Annotated in this window: 18 protein-coding genes; 5 read left to right on the top strand and 13 right to left on the bottom strand. The window is 68.5% G+C overall.

The annotated features are described in order from the left end of the window. Window positions 1–5: 5 nt before the first annotated feature. The 4 genes from FHU39_RS18800 to FHU39_RS18785 form a co-directional block, all read right to left on the bottom strand. The gene (locus FHU39_RS18800; RefSeq protein ID WP_183322226.1) at window positions 6–1,637 is read right to left on the bottom strand and encodes an amidohydrolase; all 1,632 of its coding nucleotides are present in this window, start codon (window positions 1,635–1,637) and stop codon (window positions 6–8) included. After that, the gene (locus tag FHU39_RS18795) at window positions 1,634–2,305 is read right to left on the bottom strand and encodes a TetR/AcrR family transcriptional regulator (RefSeq protein ID WP_183322225.1); all 672 of its coding nucleotides are present in this window, start codon (window positions 2,303–2,305) and stop codon (window positions 1,634–1,636) included. The genes FHU39_RS18800 and FHU39_RS18795 overlap by 4 nt, the downstream gene beginning before the upstream one ends. Window positions 2,306–2,412: 107 nt before the next feature. Further along, complete coding sequence (locus FHU39_RS18790) at window positions 2,413–3,180, bottom strand: dienelactone hydrolase family protein (RefSeq protein WP_183322224.1); 768 nt, start codon at window positions 3,178–3,180, stop codon at window positions 2,413–2,415. 133 nt (window positions 3,181–3,313) lie between these two features. Further along, on the bottom strand, window positions 3,314–4,033 hold the full coding sequence (locus FHU39_RS18785; protein ID WP_183322223.1) for a hypothetical protein: 720 nt from the start codon (window positions 4,031–4,033) through the stop codon (window positions 3,314–3,316). 182 nt (window positions 4,034–4,215) lie between these two features. Between FHU39_RS18785 and FHU39_RS18780 the strand changes: the two genes are divergently transcribed. The 3 genes from FHU39_RS18780 (at window position 4,216) to FHU39_RS18770 (ending at window position 7,360) form a co-directional block, all read left to right on the top strand. Next, a complete protein-coding gene (locus FHU39_RS18780) occupies window positions 4,216–5,616 on the top strand; it encodes a glycoside hydrolase family 3 N-terminal domain-containing protein (RefSeq protein WP_183322222.1) in 1,401 nt (466 codons plus the stop codon). 74 nt (window positions 5,617–5,690) lie between these two features. After that, entirely contained in the window at window positions 5,691–6,440 is a 750-nt protein-coding gene (locus tag FHU39_RS18775) for a dihydrofolate reductase family protein (RefSeq protein WP_183322221.1), read from the top strand. Continuing rightward, complete coding sequence (locus FHU39_RS18770; protein ID WP_183322220.1) at window positions 6,437–7,360, top strand: dihydropteroate synthase; 924 nt, start codon at window positions 6,437–6,439, stop codon at window positions 7,358–7,360. The genes FHU39_RS18775 and FHU39_RS18770 overlap by 4 nt, the downstream gene beginning before the upstream one ends. Before the next feature lie 7 nt (window positions 7,361–7,367). On the opposite strand, the gene ilvA is transcribed toward FHU39_RS18770, so the two are convergent. From ilvA to FHU39_RS18725, 9 genes are all read right to left on the bottom strand, one after another. Beyond that, window positions 7,368–8,654 carry a threonine ammonia-lyase IlvA gene (gene ilvA / locus FHU39_RS18765; RefSeq protein ID WP_343066005.1) on the bottom strand — a complete coding sequence of 429 codons (1,287 nt, stop codon included), beginning with the start codon at window positions 8,652–8,654 and terminating at the stop codon, window positions 7,368–7,370. 207 nt (window positions 8,655–8,861) lie between these two features. After that, window positions 8,862–9,332, bottom strand: a complete 471-nt coding sequence (locus tag FHU39_RS18760; protein ID WP_183322219.1) for a nuclear transport factor 2 family protein — start codon at window positions 9,330–9,332, stop codon at window positions 8,862–8,864. 97 nt (window positions 9,333–9,429) lie between these two features. Beyond that, entirely contained in the window at window positions 9,430–10,170 is a 741-nt protein-coding gene (locus tag FHU39_RS18755) for a sulfotransferase family protein (RefSeq protein ID WP_183322218.1), read from the bottom strand. A gap of 154 nt (window positions 10,171–10,324) precedes the next feature. After that, window positions 10,325–11,461: a glycoside hydrolase family 3 N-terminal domain-containing protein gene (locus FHU39_RS18750; RefSeq protein WP_183322217.1), complete on the bottom strand. Its 1,137-nt coding sequence runs from the start codon at window positions 11,459–11,461 to the stop codon at window positions 10,325–10,327. 220 nt (window positions 11,462–11,681) lie between these two features. Beyond that, entirely contained in the window at window positions 11,682–13,031 is a 1,350-nt protein-coding gene (locus tag FHU39_RS18745) for an FAD-dependent oxidoreductase (protein WP_183322216.1), read from the bottom strand. 34 nt (window positions 13,032–13,065) lie between these two features. Beyond that, window positions 13,066–13,902 carry an ABC transporter permease gene (locus FHU39_RS18740; protein WP_183322215.1) on the bottom strand — a complete coding sequence of 279 codons (837 nt, stop codon included), beginning with the start codon at window positions 13,900–13,902 and terminating at the stop codon, window positions 13,066–13,068. Further along, window positions 13,899–14,804, bottom strand: coding sequence for an ABC transporter permease (locus FHU39_RS18735; RefSeq protein WP_183322214.1), 906 nt, complete (start codon window positions 14,802–14,804; stop codon window positions 13,899–13,901). Before FHU39_RS18735 ends, FHU39_RS18740 begins: the two co-directional genes overlap by 4 nt. 37 nt (window positions 14,805–14,841) lie before the next feature. Continuing rightward, a complete protein-coding gene (locus FHU39_RS18730) occupies window positions 14,842–16,104 on the bottom strand; it encodes a polyamine ABC transporter substrate-binding protein (protein WP_221185680.1) in 1,263 nt (420 codons plus the stop codon). After that, on the bottom strand, window positions 16,091–17,269 hold the full coding sequence (locus FHU39_RS18725) for an ABC transporter ATP-binding protein (protein ID WP_183322213.1): 1,179 nt from the start codon (window positions 17,267–17,269) through the stop codon (window positions 16,091–16,093). The genes FHU39_RS18730 and FHU39_RS18725 overlap by 14 nt, the downstream gene beginning before the upstream one ends. 189 nt (window positions 17,270–17,458) lie before the next feature. On the opposite strand from FHU39_RS18725, the gene FHU39_RS18720 reads away from it, so the two are divergent. Then, the gene (locus tag FHU39_RS18720; RefSeq protein WP_183322212.1) at window positions 17,459–18,814 is read left to right on the top strand and encodes an NAD(P)/FAD-dependent oxidoreductase; all 1,356 of its coding nucleotides are present in this window, start codon (window positions 17,459–17,461) and stop codon (window positions 18,812–18,814) included. 409 nt (window positions 18,815–19,223) lie between these two features. Further along, complete coding sequence (locus tag FHU39_RS18715; RefSeq protein ID WP_183322211.1) at window positions 19,224–21,029, top strand: carbohydrate-binding module family 20 domain-containing protein; 1,806 nt, start codon at window positions 19,224–19,226, stop codon at window positions 21,027–21,029. The last annotated feature ends 37 nt before the right edge of the window (window positions 21,030–21,066 follow it).

Raw genomic sequence — 21,066 nt, 5'->3', positions numbered from 1 at the left:
TTGCATCATGCGGGTGCGGTGTGGACGACGCGGCCGGAGGCCATCGTCAGGGTCACGTGGGCATCGGCGACGCGGGTGGGGTCGGTGAAGATGTCACGGTCGAGCACGGCGAGGTCGGCGCGGCGGCCCACGGCGAGCCGGCCGGCGTCGTCGTCGCCGTTGATGTGGGCGCTGCCGGCGGTGAAGGCGCGCAGCGCCCCGGACAAGGTCAGGGCCTCGTGCGGCAGGAGCGGTGCGGCGTCGCGGTCACCGGGGTCCTTCCGGTTGACCGCGACCTCGATCTGTGCGAGCGGATCCGGTGTCGACACCGGCCAGTCGCTGCCCATGGCGAGGGTCGCGCCCGCGGCTGCCAGTGACCCGAAGGGGTACTGCCAGCCGGAGCGTTCCGCGCCGAGGTAGGGGAGGGTCAGCTGGGTCATCTGCCGGTCGTTGCAGGCCCACAGCGCCTGCGCGTTCACGGTGACGCCGAGCTGCTGGAAGCGCGGCACGTCGTCCGGGTGCACCAGTTGCACGTGCGCGATGTGGTGCCGGGTGTCGCGGTACCCGTGATCCAGCCGGGCCGCCTCGACCGCGTCCAGGCAGCGCCGTACCGCGGCATCGCCGATGGCGTGCATGTGCACCGAGAAGCCGAGCCGGTCCAGCTCGGTGACGGCACGCTTCAGGATCTCCGGATCGACATACGTCAGACCGCGATTGGGCCCGTCGGCGGACATCAGGTAGCCGCCGCAGCCGTCGCAGTACGGCTCCTGCAGCGAACCGGTGTGGTTCTCCAGGACGCCGTCGACCATGATCTTCACCCGGCTGGGGTCGAAACCCGGTGCGCCGAGGTCGCGCTGCGCGACGAAGCGGTCGATCTGCTCCAGGCCCTCGCTGCGCTCCCACCACTGGGCGCCGACGACGCGGGCGGTCAGCCGGCCGTCCGCGGCGAGGCGCCGGTAGGCCTGCAGCGTCTGCGGGGTCACCCACGCGTCCTGCCATCCGGTGATCCCGAGGGAGTGCAGATAGGTCTGCGCGGTGAGGATGCCGTCCACCCAGTCGTCGACGGTTGGTGTCGGTGCGACGGTGTCCCGGAAGGCGTATGCCGCCCCCTCGTGCAGGCAGCCGGTCAGCTCGCCGTCGGCGTCCCGCTCGTAGCGCCCGTCCGCCGGGTCGGGCGTCGAGCGGTCCAGCCCGGCGAGCTCGAGCGCCTTCGAGTTGGCCCAGGCGCCGTGCACGTCCCGGTTCATCAGGAAGACCGGGCGGTCCGGCACGACGGCGTCGAGCAGGTCGCGGTGCGGGGTGCCGCCGGGGAAGGCCTCCATGTACCACCCGCCGCCGACGATCCACTCCTCGTCCGGGTGCGCCCGGGCGTAGTCGGCGACCGCGGCCAGGTAGGCGTCCGCGGTTGCCTCGGTGTCGTTGAGCCAGACGTGTCGCAGGTCGTTGCCCGCGAACGGGGCGTGGACGTGGGCGTCCTGGAACCCGGGGACGACCAGGCGGCCGCGCGCGTCGATCACCGTGTCGGCGCCGTCCGTGCGGGCCAGCGCCGCGTCGCCGAGCGCGACGATCCGGTCGCCGTCCACGGCGATCGCGTGGCTCCAGGAGCCGGCGCCGTCCGCGGTGAAGATCTTGGCCCCGGTGATCACGGTGCGCGTCATGATGTCTCCCTCGTCGTGCCGGCGGTCGCGGCCGGCTCCGGTTGTTCGAGCCGGATGGCCAGTTCGTCGAGCAACGCCTCGACACCGGCGGCGACGGAGCGCTCCCGGCGGTTGCCGTCGCCGTCGGTGAACAGGCGGTAGTAGTTCGGATAGCGGTCGGGGGCGTCCGGCGCGGTGTAGAGGTCGGGCGCGCGCAGGTCGAGCGCCGACCCGATCGCGAACGACTCGATCGCCACCAGCATCGGCAGCACGTCGTCGTCGGGCAGTCCCTGCTCGAGCATCGCCGTGCACACCACCTCGTACATGGCCATGGCTGCGGGGTGTGCCTTCATCGGCAGGACGGCGATGGCGGCGCATGCCGTGGGGTGCAGGGTCGCGAATGCGTCGATGTAGGAGCGGATCCAGCGCTCGAAGGCCGCCCGCCACGGCTGGTGACCGAACCCGGACAGGTCGAACTGCTCGATGACCCGGCCACGGACGCCGTTGAGCAGTTCGTCCCAGCCGTCGACGTGGTTGTAGAGCGACGGTGTGCGCACGCCGAGCTCGGCGGCGATGCGTGCCAGCGACACCCGGTCGAGGGGTTCCTCGCGCATCAGCCGGTAGGCGCAGTCGACGATGCCGTCCCGGGACAGGAGCGCGGTCGACGGGCGACCACTGCGACGAGCCATGGCATCACCTTTCGGATGTGAGCTGGACCACACCATTAAAACTAATGCCATTAGTTTCGTCAAGGGCCGGCACGGCTGCACGGCCGTACCGCAGGGGGATCGACGCCTCAGTGCGTCGTGGTGGCCGGCCCTCCGGGGCGCAACTGCCGGGCGAAGAAGCGGGTGTCAACGCGCTCCACCGGCACGGTGAAGTGGCTGCCCGGGAAGGCGTGCAGCGTCTTGTCCTCCGACGCGAACTCGTCGAAGAGGTCCAGGCCGGACTGCCGGTCGATCTCGGGATCGTCCAGCGGCAGCAGGAACTCGATCGGGATCGTCACGCGACGAGCGGCGATCGTGATGTCGTCATACACGAAGACACCGCCGAAAACTGCTGCGGTGATGCGTGATTCGGCGACGACGAGCGGTATGCCGATCGCGCTGGCGAGCGTCATGCCCGAGTAACCGATCGGCATTCCGGACCCGATCTCGGGCAGTTCCTGCAGCGCGTCGAGCGCCGCCCGCCACTCCGGCACGGCGCGCTCGACGAGCGAGCGGTTGTAGTCGGCGATGGTCGCCGCCATGGAGCGTCCCGCCGCGCGTTCGGCGAGCATCGTGTCGACCCAGTGCTGGTCCTGGGCGGACCGTGGCCGGTCCCCGTGGCCCGGGGCGTCGATGGCGGCGACCACGAAACCGTCACGCAGGACGGCCTCGCGAGCGCGTGCGACGAGGCCGCGTGATCGCTTGTGCAGGCCACCGCCGTGGCCCATCAGGACCAGCGGTGTTCCGGGCGATGCATCGACCGGCGACCAGAGGACGCCGGGGACCTCGCCCACGACGAAGTCCCGTTCGACCACTCCGTCGCGGGTGGTCGCGGAGGTGAAAAGTGAAGTGTTCATGGGATTGCCTACCAGCCTGCGGGCGGTTGGCTCCAGTCGATTTCGCTGCGCCGGCGCTCTCGCAGGGTCGACAACGGCGCCGGGCCGAGGGCGGCATACCCGTCCCCGACCCGGCGCCAGGTCGGCTGCCGCCTCAGAAGCCGGCCGCCTTGGCGCGAGCGGCGGCAGTGTCGTAGAGCGCACCATCGACGCCGACGGTGAACGCATAGTTCGATCCCGCCCCGAACATGCCGGCGACGACCCAGGCGGGCTGCCGCACCTTGGCGGAGCTGAGCAGCCGGCTGCCCGGGTCCAGGTCGACCTGTGTCACGCGGAGCGCACCGCCCGTGCCGCTCTCCAGGGTGAATCCGACGCTACCGAGTACGTCGTCGTCGTTGGTCAACCACTTCTTGAAGGCCTGCCCCACGCCGGTCAGTGCCGCGAGCGCCAGGCCGACCGGCGCCGTCACCACCGCGGTCGCCGGGAACGCGGCGGTCACGGCCACGAGGGCCGCCGCAGTGGCTGCTGCCGCCTCCTTCTCCTGATCGCCGAGGTTCTGGCCGTCGCTCTCCTTGAAGGTCACCGTGACCGTCACGATCTCACCGGGCGCCACCGCGACGTCGAACATGTCGACGTTCGGCCACTGATCCGACAAGGACCCGGAATCGTTGACGTCCCAGGCGGTTCGATCCCCGCCGGGCCCGCCCGCGTTGGCGTGCTGCGCCGCGGTCGGGCCGATCGTGGCCTTGTCCGTGGTCGGCTTCGCGGCCCCGGATCGGCGGACCACGGCGGTGCTGAAGTACACCTCGTCGTGGCCACTCTCCGTGGTGGACCGGCACTGCAGGTGGCGTAGCGTGAATCGGGCAGTAGTCATGGTTGTTCCTTCTGTCGGGGACACCCAGGGGTAGGGCGCATCAGGGAGGAGACGCCGGCGTCGGCGCTGATACATCTCGAGACTCGCGGGGTCGGTCGACCCGCTCCTCCGCGTGCCGTGGGACAACCGGGACGGGCCCCGAGACGTCATACCCAGTGAGCACTCATCGGAGGAGACACATCATGAAGAAGCTCGGGGGGCGGCCAGTGGCGCTCGGCGCCACGTTCGCCATCGCAACGGTCGGTATGACGCTCGGGGCGGCACAGCCCTCGCACGCGGCGGATCGCAGCACGGCCGCGACCAGCTGTACGACGCATCCGGTCATCTACTACGGCAGCACGGGCGCGTGCGTGAAGCGCGCCCAGCAGCTGCTCATCCAACACGGCTACTCGGTCGGGTCGGCCGGCGCCGACGGAGACTTCGGCGCGGCGACCCGTGCAGCGGTCGAGCGCTTCCAGAGCCCGCGGCACCTGAACGTGACCGGTGTCGTCGACCGGCTGAACTGGAAGGCGTTGGAGGCGTTCGGCCCGACCGGGTCGGCATGCGTCACGCAGACGTTCAACCACCTGACCAAGGCGCAGCGGGTGGGGCAGCTGTTCATGGTCGGGTTGGAGTCGAACAACCAGAGCTACGTGCACGCGCTGATGAAGTACGACCACGTGGGCAACCTCCTCTTCCTCGGCGGCTGGAGCGGCGACGGCACGGTCGGGCACATCACGGACGCCAATCAGGGCCTGACGTCCGACGCCTGGACCGGCAACGTCCCGCTGCTCATCGGCGCCGACCAGGAGGGCGGCTACGTGCAGCAGTTGACGGGGACCGGGTTCACCAAGCTGCCGACCGCACTGACCCAGGGGACGTGGTCCTCGGCGCATCAGACGTCGACGGGCGCCCTCGTGGGGCAGCAACTGCGGGACGTCGGGGTCAACGTCAACCTGGCCCCGGTGACCGACACCGTCCCGAAGTCGCTCGGCACCGGCAACGGCCCGATCGGCCACTACTACCGTGAGTACGGGTACACCACGGGCACCGTCTCCCGGGCAGTGACCAACATCGTCCACGGCCTCAACTCACGCACCGAGGTCGCGACGCTGAAGCACTTCCCCGGACTCGGCCGGATCAAGAACAACACCGACACGTCGAGCACCGGCATCACGGACAACACGGCGACCACCTCGGACCCGTACCTGGCTCCGTTCAAGTCCGGCATCAAGGCCGGCGCCGGCATGGTGATGGTCGGGCTGGCCTGGTACCCGAAGATCGACTCGGCCAACCAGGCGGCCTTCTCCCAGAAGATCATCACGACGCTGTTGCGCGGCCAGCTCGGCTTCAAGGGTGTTGTCGTCAGTGACTCGCTGAGTGCCGTTGCGGTGCAACACGTCTCGGTCGGCCAGCGTGCCGTGCGATTCATCGCCGCCGGCGGTGACATCGCGCTCACCGGTGACGCGCACGAGATCCCCGCGATGGAGAAGGCGATCCTGGCGAAGATGACGTCGAGCCCGGCGTTCACCAAGCAGGTCAACGCCTCCGTGCATCGCGTGCTGAGTCTGAAGTCGTCGCACGGGTTGCTGTTCTGCTCCTGACCTTCCGGTGCTGGTAGCCGCCCTGACCGCGGCGGGTGTACGTCACACCTGGGCGCGGCAGGTAGGTTGCAAGAGTGTCTGACGCAGAGGACGTGTACGGTCCGCTCCCGCTGACCGGCGGCGACCCACTGACCGGCGAGGAGGTGGCCGCGGCATACCCGTGGCCGGACGCCCGGGTGTGGGTGCGGGCGATGATGGTCACCACGCTGGACGGTGCCGCGACCGGCCCCGACGGGTTGAGCGGGTCGGTGTCCTCGCCGGCCGACCAACTGGTCTTCAACGCGGTCCGCCGTCACGCGGATGCCGTGCTGATCGGCGCCGGCACGATGCGCGCCGAGCAGTACACGCCGATGCGGGCGAAGCCGGCCGACACTGCGAGCCGCGCGGCGTCCGGTCAGGCGCCGGCACCGGTGATCGTGGTGGTCAGTGCATCCCTGAATCTGCCGTGGGACCTTCCGGTATGGCGCGAATCGGCCGTCCGGCCGCTGGTGGTCACCTCGACGCACGCGGATCGCAGCCAGCTGGCGATCGCCGGCGAGCATGCCACCGTTGTCGCGATGGACGACATCACACCGACCGCGATCGTGGATGCGCTCGTCGACCGTGACCTGCCCCGGATCGTGTGTGAGGGCGGTCCGCGGCTGCTGCGCGACCTGGTCGGCGCCGGCCTGGTGGACGAGGCCGACATCACCGTCAGCCCGGTCTTCGCCGGCACAGCCACCTCGCCGCCGACCCCGGCTCTCGCACAGGTGAATTCCTTCAAACTGGCGCACGTGCTGCAGGGCGACGGCGCACTGATGATGCGTTACCTGGCGGTCCGATGATCACGCTCGCCGCGCTGGCCCAGTTGGCCGAGCAGCACGCCGCGGACCTAGATGCCCCGGTCGCCCCGTTCCGTGTCGGCGGCGAGGAGATCGACACGGTCAACGACCCGGTGCTGATGGGCGTGGTGAACCTGTCACGCGACTCGTCATACCGCGAAAGCATCGCTGTCAGTGCGGAATCGGCGGTTCGCAAGAGCAGGGTGCAGGCGGCGGAGGGGGCGCAGCTGATCGACGTCGGCGCCGAGTCGAGTCGCGCCTCCGCGGCGCGGGCCGACGACGAGGACCAGGAACACCTCCTGACGCCGGTGGTGGAGCAGCTCACCGCCGACGGCATCCCGGTGTCCGTGGAGGCCTACCGGGAGCCGGTCGCCCGGGCCGGGCTGGCGGCCGGAGCGTGCGTGCTCAACCTCACCGGCTCGGACGACGACGACCGCATGTTCACCCTCGCTGCGGAGTATGGCGCGAGCGTCGTGCTGTGCCACGTGCTCGGCCCGAACGCGCGCGCCCTCACCGGTGAGGACGTCGACCCGGACCCGATCCCCCGGATGCTGGAACTGTTCGGCGAGCGGATCGAGCGGGCCCGGCGGCTCGGGGTGACCAGCCTGGCCATCGACCCGGGGCTCGGCTTCGGTTTCCGGCTGCACGACCAACGTGCCCGCGCGCAGTACCAGGCGACCGCGCTGCTGCACAGCTTCCGGCTGCGTCAGCTCGGTGTCCCGGTCTGCCATGCACTCCCGCACGCGTTCGACATCTTCGAGGACCAGTTCCGCAGCGCCGAGGGCTTCTTCGCGGCGCTGGCGCATCTCGGCGGCACCGGGATCTACCGCAGCCACGAAATCCCTCTGGTACGAAGCGTGCTGGACGCGATGCACAGCTTCACCGCGGAGCCTGCGGCGACCTCCGGCAACGCTGCCGAGTGACCCGCGCTCAGAAGAGGTAGCGCAGCATCGGGCTGTCCGGCGGCAGCGGATCCACCACGAGCGGGGACTCCTCGGCGCGGGCCAGCAGCGCGTCCAGCGACTCCGGATCCCCGAGCTCGACACCGACCAGCGCGGGTCCGAACTCGCGGTTGTTGCGTTTGACGTACTCGAAGAACGTGATGTCGTCGTCCGGCCCGAGGATGTCCGACAGGAAACGGCGCAGCGCGCCCGGCTCCTGCGGGAAGTCGACGAGGAAGTAGTGCTTGCGTCCCTCGTGGACGAGGGCCCGCTCGATGACCTCGGCATACCGGCTCACGTCGTTGTTGCCGCCGGACAGGATCGCCACGACCGTCGAACCCGGCGTGATGCCACGGCGATCCAGGTCGGCCATCGACATGGCGCCGGACGGCTCGGCGATGATGCCGTCGGACTGGTAGAGCCGCAGCATCTCCTGGCAGATCGCCCCGGTCTCCACGGTGGCGACCTCGACACCGGACGGGCGGATGATCTCGAAGGGATGCTCGCCGACCTTGCGCACCGCGGTGCCGTCGGCGAACGTGTCGATCTCCCCCAGGTCCAGCGGCGCGCCCGCCGCGAGCGCGGCCTGCAGGCTCGCCGCACCGACCGGCTCCACGGCGACGACCCGGCATCGGTCCGCCTCGAACTCCGGCGGTGCCTCGGCGAGCGCGAGCAGGGCCCCCGCCAACAGCCCGCCGCCACCGACCGGGACGAGGAGGACGTCGGGTGCGCGACCGAGCTCCTGCAGGATCTCGCGGGTGACGGTGCCCTGCCCGGCGATCACCCGCGGGTCGTCGAACGCCGGCGCCAGCGTGGCGCCGGTGCGGGAAGCGTCCAGCACGGCCGCCTTGGACGCGTCGTCGTAGGTGTCACCGTGCAGGATGAGCCGGACGTGCTCGCCGCCGAGCTGATTGACCCGGTCACGCTTCTGCCGAGGGGTGTTGCGGGGCAAGTAGATTCGGGCCCGGACGCCGAGCTCGGCGCAGGCCAGCGCGACACCCTGCGCGTGGTTGCCGGCGCTGGCGCAGACGACTCCTTGCGACCGCTCCTCCTCGCTGAGTCCGCGGATCAGGTTGACGGCGCCGCGAATCTTGTAGGACCGCACCGGTTGCAGGTCTTCGCGCTTGAGCAGCACCGTGGCGTCGACCAACGCGCCGAGGCGGTCGTTGGGCTGCAGCGGCGTGCGCACCGCGAACCCCTCGATGTTCCTCGCGGCCTGCGCCACCACGCCGGACGCAGTCACCTGCTCGCGGTGGCGGTGTGCGGTGGCTGACACGTGATGCTCCTCGTTGATCGGCGACTCTCCAATGTATTCACCCGAGGTGCCGCTGAGACAGGCCGTTCGCCGACTGGACGCCGAGCGTGGGGACGACAACACACGACCGAGAGGAGTACAACGTGACCGACAGGAGTATGAGCATGGGCGAAATTGCCACTCCTGTCCGTCGGTTCGTACTCCTCTCGGTCAAGCACGCCTGACCGGTCAGAGGCCGAGGTCGCTCAGCCCCGGATGATCCGCAGGGCGTGGGCCGGGGGCGTCCCAGTGGTAGAGCCGGTCAGCTTCGTCGATCTGCAGGTCGTTGATGCTGGCATGGCGGAACTGGCACTGACCCTGGTCGTTGAACTCCCACTGCTCGTTGCCGTAGCAGCGGTACCAGAGCCCGTCCTTGCCAACGCATTCGGACGCGAACCGCACCGCGATCCGATTGCCGCCGAAGGCCCACATCTCCTTGATCAGCCGGTAGTCCCGCTCGCGGTCCCACTTCTGGATCAGGAAGGCGACGATCTCGTCGCGGCCGGTGACCCAGGTGGTGCGGTTGCGCCACCGACTGTCCGGCGCGTATGCCGCCGCGACCTTCTCCGGGTCCCGCGTGTTCCACAGATCCTCCGCAGCCCGCACCTTCGCGATCGCGCTGTCCCGGTCGAACGGTGGGACGAGCCCGCTTGTTGCCATGTCGCGTCTCCTTGTCGGCATACATCCCACCGCGCGTAGGACCTCTCAGGCATACCGCAGTTCTCACGAGATCGCTATTGGAAGTACTCGGGCTGGTCTACGCGCGCCGCCATCCGCTGAGGTCGCGACCGAGCAAGTCCTGCAGCCGGCGCGTGTCCGCGTCATACTCCTCGAACAGCAGGCGCCGGACACGTCGAGTGAGCATCGGCAGTTCCTTCCAGTGCGACCCCAGCTCCGCCTTCTTCTCCTGCTTGTCGTTGGCCCGGAACGCGAGGTCGCCCGGCGTCAGATCGGACTCGAGGCCGAGATAGTCCATGACCTCGCCGACGAACGCGACCGGGTCCCTGACCAGATCGTCGTAGAGCATCGGCTTGAGCTGCGGGTGGATCGTCCACCAACCCTCCAGCGTCTCGGCGTATCGGCCGAAGGACAGGATCCGGTAATCGTCGGTGACGTTGTCGATGGTCGGGGCGTACGGGAAGCGGCCCTTCATCATGTGGTGGATGTATGCCGACTCGTATCGCTCCACCGGATGACGAAAGACTGCAACCATTTTCGGCGTGCCCAGCATGGCCCGGATGTTCCTGGCGGTCGTGAGGTCGGACTTGAAGTAGTGCGGCGTGCTCTCCAGGTAGTAGCGGACCCCCGGCAGTTCCTCCTGGGGGAAGTGCTGCCGGAAGGCGGCGACCTTCTCTGGGGCGTCGAACTTCGTCTGGTTGAAGAAGTTCAGCTCCTTCACCTCGGACGCGAAGATCTGCTGTGAGCGCTCGAGGCTGCGATGGAGCCAACTGGTGCCGCTCTTCTGACTACCGACAACGAGGAAGTTGGGAAGTGGCATACCGATCCGGTGGGGTCGAGTGACGGGGACGCCGACGGTAACGCCGGCACCCGAGTGCTCCTCGAACACCGGCTGACACCCGAACGAATCGCGGGTGAACTGTCGGTGCGGGTCGAGTCGGCCTGGGGCTCCGGGCTTCTCAGGGAACGCTCGCTCAGCCGAGCCCGTCCCGCAGCCGGCGGACGCGGCGCAGCGCGATCTTGAAGTGACCCGGGTTGAGGCGGCCACTGCGCACTGCGTCGGCCACCCCGCTCACGGCTGCCTCGCCCTGGCCGACGTCGCGGCCCGAGCACAGCAACAGGTCCATGCCGGCTTCGGCGGCCAGCACGGACCGCTCACCGGTGTCGCCGAACGGGTCGAGCGCACCGGCCTCGAGGGCGTCGGTGATCGTCACGCCGCAGAAGCGCTGGCGGCCGCGCAACTCGCGCTCGACGAAGGTCTTGGACAGCCCCGCCGGGTAGACCGGATCGATCGCCGGGTAGACGGCCCACGAGGTCATCACCAGCTGCACGCCCGCGCGGATGACGGGAGTGAACGCGAACTCGTCGACGGCGCGGATCTCGGCGGCCGACTGGGTGAGGGTGACGACACCGAGGTCGGTGTTCTCGTCGCTGGTGGCCCAACCCAGGCCCGGATAGTGCTTCGCCGTAGCCGCGACGCCCGTCGCCTGCTGGGCCCGCACGAACGCCGCACCGAGGGTCCCGCACGCCACCGGGTCGGAGCTGTACGAACGCTCCCACTGGTCGTCGAAGTTGCCCTCCTCCCGATAGACGTCCTCGACCGGTGCCAGGTTGAGGTTCATCCCGACCGCCTTGAGCGCGGCACCCGCTCCCGCGCCGGCCTTCGTCGCCTCGTCGAGCGGATCCGCGGACTCCCCGATCTTCTTCTCCGAGAGAACCGGCTCCTGCCCGCGCAACCGACGGATGTAGCCACCCTCCTGATCTGTCATCAGCAACAGCGGCGACGAACTCGTCGGGCTCTGAGCATGTGCCGCCTTCAGCTCGGTCACCACGTCGGCGATGTGCGACAGGCTGGGGATGTTCTCACCGAAGAAGATCAGCCCACCGACCATCCCGTCCTTGATCAGCTGCATCATGTCGTCCGACGGGTCCGCTCCCGGGTAGGAGAAGATCACCCGCTGGCCGACCTGCTGGCTCAGCGACAGCTTGGCCCACCACGGCGGACTCGCCTGCGCCGGCTGCGTCGATGCGATGCCGAGCGCCATGCTGCCGCCGATCACCCCTCCCGCGCGCAGCACCGTACGTCGACTGATCGGAGCCTGCTGGCCCATCTCGTGCCTCCTCGTCCCGGGCGCCAGGGGTGCGCCCGTTCGTAAACGAGTATCGCGGTCATGCCCGTTCTGATGGGCTGTTTACGCGAACGAATGTGGCACCCGATCGCTTGCGGCGAGGTCACGACGCGCGCGAGCTTGTCACTCTCGGTTTCGGCCGGAGTTGCCACCGAACCTCCTCGGACGACCGAGTTTCAGGAGCCGCTGGCTCCGGCGTGACTCAGGAGTCGAAGCCGAGCCCGACCCGGTCGAGAGCCCGCAACCACAGATTGCGGCGTCCCTGGTGCGCGTCAGCGTGCGCCAGGGACCGGCGCGTTGCCTCGATCCCGAGGAACGCCAACGGTTCCGGCGGGAACGGCAACGGTTTGGTCCGGACCAGCGGGGTGCGGGTGCGTTCGGTCTCGACACCGTCGAGCAGGTCGAGCATCACCTGCGCCCCGAAGCGGGTGGCGCCGACGCCGAGGCCGGTGTAGCCCAGCGCGTACGCCACCCGGTGGTCGTATGCCGCACCGAAGAACGCGCAGAACCTGGTGCAGGTGTCGATCGCGCCGCCCCAGCGATGGCTGAAACCGATGCCCGCCAGCTGCGGGAACGTCGTGTCGAAGTGCTCGGCGAGCTTCCGGTAGGTCGCGGGGCGGTCGTCATACTCCGCCTTCAGCCGCCGACCGAAGTGGTAGATCGCGTCGTACCCGCCCCACAGGATGCGGTTGTCCGCGGTGAGCCGGTAGTAGTGGAACTGGTTGCCGCTGTCCCCGAAGCCCTGCCGGTGCTGCCAGCCGATGGCGGCGAGCTGCTCGCCGGACAGCGGCTCGGTCACCAGCACGTAGTCGTAGACCGGGACACAGAAGAGCCGCAGCCGCTGCAGCAGCGGGGGAAAGATGTTGGTCGCCAACGCAACTCGCTCCGCCCGCACGGTGCCGCGCTCGGTCACCAGCTCGATGCCACCGTCGGCCTTGTGCAGCTCACGCACCGGCGTCTGCTCCACGATCCGCACGCCGAGCCGTTCCGCGGCATCCGCCAGACCCCAGGCGAGCCGGGCCGGGTCGAGCATCGCGACGCCGTGCTTGTCCCACACCCCGCCGAGGAAGGTGGGCGAGTCCAGCTCGGCGCGCACCGCGTCCCGGTCCAGGTAGACCTCGTCGGAAAGCGTTGCGGGGTCGACCAATTGGTGCGGCTGCGTCGCGACGTCCACCTCTCCGGTGCGCTCGAAGGCGCAGTCGATGCCGTAACGGTGCACGGTCTCCTCGATCTGGTCGAGGTTGACTGCGCCGAGCCGGTCCAGCTCGGTCTGCGCCTCCTCCCCGAACCGGCTGACGCCGTTGTCGTAGCCGTGGGTGAGGCTGGCCGCGCAGAAGCCGCCGTTGCGGCCGGTCGCGGCCCACGCCAGCCGGCCGCCCTCGAGCAGCACCACGTCCCTGTCGGGGTTCGCCTCCTTGGCCAGCAGCGCGGCCCAGAGCCCGCTGAACCCGCCTCCGACCACTGCGAGTTCGCAGGAGGCATCACCGTCGAGCGGTGGCCGGGCGTCCGGTCGCGCGGGGCTCCAGCCAGAACGGGCTACGGCGTGCGGCACCGATCCGGGCGTCGATCGTGGTCATCGGGCGCGGTCAGTCCTTCTTCCGGCGCCCGGCCAGGATGCTGTATGCCGCCAGCACGAGGCCGAAGAGGAAGATGAGCGTCCCCATCACGTTGACCTGCGCCGGGATGCCGAGGCGCGACGCGCCATACACCCACAGCGGGAACGTCACCGTCTGACCCGCGTTGAAGCTGGTGGTGACGAAGTCGTCGATCGACAGGGCGAACGACAACAGCGCGCCCGCCAGGATGCCCGGCATGATCATCGGCAGCGTCACCTTGCGGAATGCGACCGCAGGCGTCGCGCCCAGGTCGAGCGCCGCCTCCTTGAGCGAACCATCCAGCCCCGCAACGCGGGCCTGCACCGTCACAGCCACGAACGGGATGCAGAACATGATGTGCGCCAACAGGATCGTGAAGTAGCCGCGCGGCACGTTCAGCGTCAGGAACAGCGACAACAGCGAGGTGCCCAGCACCAGCTCGGGGGTGGCGATCTGGGCGAAGACGACCAGCGACACCGCGCCCTTGCCGCGGAACCGGTACCGCCCGAGCGCCAGACCCAGGGCGCCGCCGATCACGACAGACACGACCGTGACGATGACCGCGATGGTGAGCGAGTTGACCAGCGCGTTGGTCAGCCCGTCGATCGCGAAGAGCTCCTTGTACCACTTCAGGGTGAACCCCTGGAAGGTGATGTTGTACCGGCCCTTGGTGTCGTTGAAGCCGAACAGGATCATCACGAAGATCGGCAGGCACAGGTAGAACAGGACGGCCCAGGTGTAGACCGGCAGGATGTAGTAGGTCCACTTGCGCTTCGGCTTGCGTTGCACGCTCGGCCGCGTGACGGGTGTCGTGTCGGTGGTCGTCATAGCGCCGCCGCCTCCATCACGTCCTTGGTGCCGAGCGCTCGCGCATAGGCGAAGATGCCGATCAGCAACGCGCCCATCAGGGTGAACGACAGCGCCGACGCGGCGGCGTAGTCGTTGTTGGTGAGGTAGAGCGTGTAGATGACGTTGCCGATCATCGTGGTCTTCGCACCGCCCAGCAGCTGGGCGTTGACGAAGTCGGAGGCCACCGGCACGAAGGTCATCAGCACCCCGGCGAAGATGCCGGGAACGGTCAGCGGCAGGACCACCCGCAGCAGCGCCTGCAGCTTGCTGGCGTAGAGGTCGTTGGCGGCCTCCATCAGTCGCGGGTCCAGCCGCTCGATGGACACGTAGAGCGGCAAGACCATGAACGGCAAGTAGTTGTAGGTCAATCCGCAGACGACCGCGATCGGCGTCGCCAGCAGGTGGAAGTCGCTGCCGACCAGGTGCAGGTCCTTCAGGGTGCCGAGGACGAACCCGTTGTCGGCGAGGATGAACTGCCACTGCAGGGTGCGGATCACGAACGACACGAAGAACGGCAGCAGGATGATCAGCAGGTAGGTCGACTTGTTCCGGCCGCCGCGCATCGCGATCCAGTAGGCCATCGGGTAGGCCAAAAGGATCGTCAGCAGAGTGACGATCACGGCGTAGATGATCGACCGGATGAACTGGTCGTGGTAGAGGCTGATCGTGTGCCAGTAGGTCGAGACGTGGAACTTCTGGGTGAAGCCGTCGATGAAGTTCCCGGTCATCAGCGACAGTGACAGCAGGTAGATCATCGGTATGACGAAGAAGATCGCCAGCCACAGCCCGCCCGGCAGGGCCAGCCAGTATCCGGTCAACCGCCCGAAGCGTTGCCGGAGCGCCCCGACCTTGACGTCGTCGTCGACCGCCGCGCCACTCATCGGACCGCTCCCGGCTGTGCGCACCGACCCGGGTTCATCACGACTCGTAGACCGGCTCGAAGATCTGGTTCCATACCGGCACCTCCTCCGGCTTCAACGTGGCGTAGCGGTAGAGCTTGGATTCCATTGCCTTCGTGGGGAACACGAGCGGGCTCTCGGCGATCTCGAGCAGCTCCTCCCGGTCGGCCTTCTTCGTGGCCGCCTTGGCGTCGGCGAGGATGTACTTCTTCGCATCCGGCACCGGGGTGAAGTAGTTGACGTACTCGGCGACCATCGCGGCGATCTCCGGCTGGTACATGAAGTTGATCAACTCCATCGCCGAGACCGGGTTGTTCGAGTAGCGCGGGATGCACAGGTTGTCGGTCCAGACGACCGCACCCTGTTTGGGGACAACGAATTTCAGGTCCAGGCCGGGCGTGGAGGCGTTGGCCTGGAAGATGTCACCGGACCACGCCATGGTGACCCAGAGGTCGCCCTTGGACAACGGTGAGATGTAGTCCTGCTGGTAGTACGCCCGCACGAGGCCCTGATCGCGTTGCTGCTTCAGGCGTTCCGCGGCGCGCCGCCAGTCGGCCTCGGTCGACTTGGCCGGGTCGACGCCGATGCCGACCAGCGCGAAGTTGGGCAGGTCCTGGTTGTCGGCGAACATGCCGACCTTGCCCTTGAACGCCGGGTCGAAGAGGTCGTCGAAGCTGGTGATCGGCCGCTTGACGTACTTCGGGTTGTACGCCATGCCCGTGATGCCCGACTGCCACGGCACGGTGTACTTGTTCCCCGGGTCGTACGTCGGGTTCTTGGACGTCGAGTCGGCATACTTGAAGAAGTTCGGCATCCGCGAATGATCAAGCGGGACGAGGTAATTCAGCTCCTTCATCTGCGTGAGGTAGATGCCGTTGGTCAGCACCATCAGGTCGTAGCCGGTGGCCTGGTGCGAGGCGAGCACCGGCCGGATCGTGCCGACGAAGGAGTCCATGTCCTGGATGACCTCTTCGTACTTGACCTTGATGCCGGTCTTCTTGGTGAACTCCACCAGCGACGGGTGGACCGTCCGGCCGTTCTCCTTCCCCACGTCCAGGTAGAGCGGCCAGTTCGCCCAGTCGAGGTACTTGCTCGGCTTCTTGTCGTCCCAGTAGCCCTCGGGTATGACGCTCGCGCGCGCACCCGGCACCGAGCAGCCCGCGATCAGCCCGGCCCCGGCGAGCAGCCCCGCGGCCTGCAGCAGGTCGCGGCGGCTGAAGCGACGCTGGGTGAGACCACGCAGCTGCGCCATACCGCTCGGGGTGGGGTCAACCGGCGTCATCGGCGCCACCCTCCCCGGCCGCGCCGACCAGGTGCAGCGAATGCTGCGGCCGCCAGCTGAGCCAGACACTGTCACCGCGGCGCGCGGTGGCCTCCGCGGTCGAGCCGTTCTGCTCCAGGACCGTCAGGTTCTCCCCGCCGTTGAGCCGCACCTCGTAGGTGTTGGAGGTGCCCAGGTAGACCATCTCCGCGACGGTGCCCTGCACCCTGCACTGGCGGTCGCCGGCGGTCGGCTCGTCGTGCGAGAGCACGATCTTCTCCGGCCGCACACTGACCGTGATGCGCTCGCCGACCGATGCGGTGTCGGTCGGCACGAGCACCCGGCCGTCGGCGCCGGCGTCGATGAGCGCGACGCCGTCGTCATACCCCGTGACCGTGCCCTCCATGATGTTCGAGGTGCCGAGGAAGCCTGCGACGAAACGGGTCTTGGGCCGTTCGTAGAGCTCCTGCGGGTTGCCGACCTGCTCGATCAACCCGTTGTTCATCACCACGATCCGGTCGCTCATCGTCAAAGCCTCACCCTGGTCGTGGGTGACGAAGACGAAGGTGATGCCGACGTCGCGCTGGATGCGTTTCAGCTCCACCTGCATCGCCTGGCGGAGCTTGAGGTCCAGGGCGGCGAGCGGTTCGTCGAGCAGCAGGGCGCTGGGCCGGTTGACCAGGGCCCGGGCAAGCGCGACGCGCTGCTGCTGACCACCGGACAGTTGCTGCGGCCGGCGGTTGCCGCGCTCGCCGAGGCCGACGATCTCCAGCATCTCGCCCACCCGGGTGCGCACCTCGGCCTTGTCGATCCGCTTGCGCTCCAGGCCGAAGGCGACGTTCTGCTCGACCGTCATGTGCGGAAACAGCGCGTAGCTCTGGAAGACGGTGTTGACGTCGCGTTTGTACGGCGGGACGCCCACCATGTTCTTGCCGTGCAGCAGGATCTCGCCCGCCGTGGGTTCCTCGAAACCGGCGATCATCCGCAAGGTGGTGGTCTTGCCGCAACCGGAGGGCCCGAGAAGGCTGAAGAACTCGGCCTCCCCGATGGTCAGGTCGAGGTGTTTGACCGCCTGGAACGTCTCGCTCTTGGAGAAGAACGTCTTCTCGATGCCGCGCAGGTCGATGGCCGCGGCGCTCACCTCCGAGGCAGTGTCTCGTTGCTGCTCATCGGCCTGACTGGTCATCGTCAGCTCCCATCGTTCATGGGTGAAGGCACAGTCCTTCTGATGAGCAGACACCATAGCCCCACGCAACGGTTCTCGTGAAGACTTGCCGAAAAAATCACTGAAATCGTCCATAGATCGGATTTCGACGACGGAATTCGTGGCAGATGCTCTTGTCAACCGTCGGCGTCATACGTCACGATCAGGGGTATGACGGCACGACCCCTCTGGTGGGACGGCATCCCGCCGGTGCACCGACCCGCGCTCACCGACGACACGACGGTCGACGTGTGCATCGTCGGAGCGGGCTTCACCGGGCTCTGGTCGGCCTACTACCTGCTGCGGACCGACCCGACGCTGTCGGTGCTGGTCGTCGACGCCGAGCACGTCGGCTTCGGCGCGAGCGGCCGCAACGGCGGCTGGGTGTCCGCGCTCTACCCGACCCCGCCCGAGCGACTGGCGGCCGCGCACGGGGATGCCGCGGCCCGCGATCAGTACGCCGCACTGCGCGAGAGCGTGACCGAGGTCGGCCGGGTCGTGGCCGCCGAAGGCATCGACTGCGGCTTCCACCGGGGCGGCACGGTCGTGGTCGCGCGCAGCCGGGCGCAGCTGTCCCGCGCCCGGGCCGAGGTGGCCCACGCCGAGCACTGGGGGCTGGGCGTCGAGTTCCTGGAGCGGGACGCCGCGCGGGAACGCCTTGCCGCCACCGGCACCCTGGGCGCCACCTACAACCCGCACTGCGGCCGGGTGCAGCCGCGCCGGCTGGTGAACGGCGTCGCGAGCGCGGTGGAACGACTGGGCGGCCGCATCGCCGAGAGCACGCGGGTCACCTCCATCGAGCCGCGGGTCGCGCGCACGGCCGCCGGGCCGACCATCCGTGCGCGCAACATCATCCGCGCGACCGAGGCCTGGACGTCACACCTGCCCGGGTCGACCCGTCAGGTGGCGCCGGTCTACTCGCTGATCGTGGCGACCGAGCCGCTCGGTGCGGACCAGTGGAGCCGGATCGGGCTGGCGGGCGCGGAGACGTTCAGCGAGCACCGGCACGTGATCGTCTACGGTCAGCGCAGCGTCGACGGTCGGCTGGTCTTCGGCGGGCGCGGGGCGCCATACCACTTCCGGTCGGGGATCCGGCCGGGCTTCGACGAGGACCCGAGAGTCTTCGAGATCCTGAGATCCGCACTGCGCCAGATGTTTCCGGTGCTGAACGACGTGCAGTTCACGCATGCCTGGGGCGGCGCGCTCGGCATCCCCCGCGACTGGCAACCCGGCGTCGGCTTCGACCCGGCGACCGGGCTCGGCTGGTCGGGAGGGTATGTCGGCGACGGCGTCGCCCTGAGCAACCTGGGCGGCCGCACCGTCGCCGAACTGGTCACCGGCCGGCACACCGCCATCGCGGAGCTTCCCTGGGTGCAGCACCGCTCCCGGCACTGGGAGCCCGAGCCGTTGCGCTGGCTCGGCATCAACGCCGGGCTGCAGGTGGCGAACTGGGCCGACCACGAGGAGCGGCTGACGCACCGCCCGGCAAGGTTGGGCAAGGTGTTGTCCTTCCTCACCGGCCACTGACGCGACGGTCCGGAGTGCAAGCGGGGCTTGCAGCCCGGACGGTCCCGGCTCGACGGCTCCGCCCCATCCGGGCGCAAATCTTGCAGACTTCTTGCAGGGCACTCGGGCGCTGCAAGGGCGGCCTTCCACCGGACGTGAGTCGGTTGGTCATCGAACGGTAAGCACCGGGTAAAACCGTTGTGTTGTAGGGAGTCTCAGCTGCGCGAGGCGACACGCCGCACCCCTGGACGGCCGGGCAGAACCTCGTTATGGTAGCCGCCGCGTGTTGCACGTTTTGCACAGCCGCTGCAAGTTCCACCGGTGACGTGTTCGCTCATGACCTGACGCGAACCACCGCGGCCGTGTCCATGCACCCGCGCGCCGGCCGACCGATCCACGGCGGCCGGCGCGCACGACGGAAGGAAGCTCGATGCTTCTGAACAACCGCAGATCAAGGCATCACCGATCGCGTCGCGCCGGGCGGCGGGTCGGCGCCGCGCTCACCACGACCCTGCTCGCCGGATCGTTCGCCTGCATCGCGACCACCGCGAGCGCACCGAGCGCCCAGGCCACCGCGCCCGGACAGAAGAACGTCACCGCCGTGCTGTTCCAGTGGCCGTGGAAATCGGTGGCCCGGGAATGCACCGACAGTCTCGGGCCGGACGGCTACGGCTACGTCCAGGTGTCGCCGCCGACCGACGAGCCGCGACTGCAGGACCAGTGGTGGACGTCATACCAGCCGGTCAGCTACAACCTGAACGGCAAGGAGGGCACCCGGCAGGAGTTCGCCGCCATGGTGCAGACCTGCAACGACGCCGGCGTGAAGGTCATCGTCGACACCATCGTCAACCACATGACCGGCACGGGCAGCGCGGGTGCCACCTCGATCGCGGGTGAGAGCTTCTCGAAGTACAACTACCCGGGCCTCTACAGCGACAACGACTTCCACTCCTGCCGCCACGACATCACCGATTGGAGCAACAAGAGCGAGGTGCAGAACTGCGAGCTCGTCGGGCTCGCGGACCTCGACACCGGCAGCGACTACGTGCGCGGCAAGATCGCCGGGTACATGAACGACCTGCTCTCGCTGGGCGTCAGCGGTTTCCGGATCGATGCCGCCAAGCATGTGAACAACGCCGACCTGCAGGCCATCAAGGCGAAACTGACCGACCCGAACGTCTACTGGGCGCAGGAGGTCATCTCCGACAGCACCGTCCCGGCGTCCGACTACTACGCGACGGGTGACGTCCACGACTTCGCCTACGCCTCCCAGCTGAAGAGCCAGTTCGGGTCCGGGCAGATCAAGAACCTGGAGTCGTTCGGCACCTCGTGGGGGATCCTGCCCAGTGAGCACGCCAGTGTCTTCGTGTCCAACCACGACACCGAGCGCAACGGCACAACGCTCAGCTACAAGGACGGTGCGGCATACACGCTCGCCAACACGTTCATGCTCGCGTTCCCCGACGGGTCGCCGAGCATCCAGTCGGGGTACTCGTTCACCAACACCGACGCCGGACCAGCGGTCGACTCGACAGGTCACGTCGAGGACGCGGTGTGCGGCGAAAATGGTTGGCTCTGTGTGCATTCCGAGCAACCGATCGCCGGCATGGTCGGCTTCCACAACGCCGTTGGCGACAGCGCCGTGAACAACTGGTGGGACGACGGCAACAACCAGATCGCCTTCGGCCGAGGGGACAAGGGATTCGTGGTGATCAACCACGAGGACGGTGCCCTCACCCACACGTTCCAGACCTCGCTGCCGGCAGGCACCTACTGCGACGTCGTGTCCACGGACCCCGCCTCCGACACCTGCGACTCGTCGCACGCCGTGACCGTGGGCGCGGACGGAACGTTCACCGCGACGGTGCCCGCGCAGAGCGCCCTGGCCATCGATGTCGCCAAGACCACGACCGGCGGTGACTCCGGCGGCGGCTCGGACGACGGCACCACCGCCGAGACGTTCGCCGTCAACGCAACGACGATCTGGGGGCAGAACATCTACGTCGTCGGGAACACTCCGGCGCTCGGCTCGTGGGACACCTCGAAGGCGGTCGCCCTGTCCGCGGCCACCTACCCGGTGTGGAAGTCCACCGTGTCACTGACCAGCGGGACCGCCGTCGAGTACAAGTACATCCGCAAGAACGCGGACGGTTCGGTGACCTGGGAGTCCGGCAGCAACCGGACGGTCACGCCGTCCGGCACGGCCGCGTCGGTGAACGACACCTGGCGTAACTGAGCCGGGCCGACCCTCCGGAGCGTGCGGTGTCGCCGGA

Source organism: Flexivirga oryzae (assembly GCF_014190805.1).
Lineage (GTDB): Bacteria > Actinomycetota > Actinomycetes > Actinomycetales > Dermatophilaceae > Flexivirga > Flexivirga oryzae.
The sequence above is the reverse complement of the archived record's forward strand: the minus strand, read 5'-3'. Positions and strand labels throughout refer to the sequence as shown.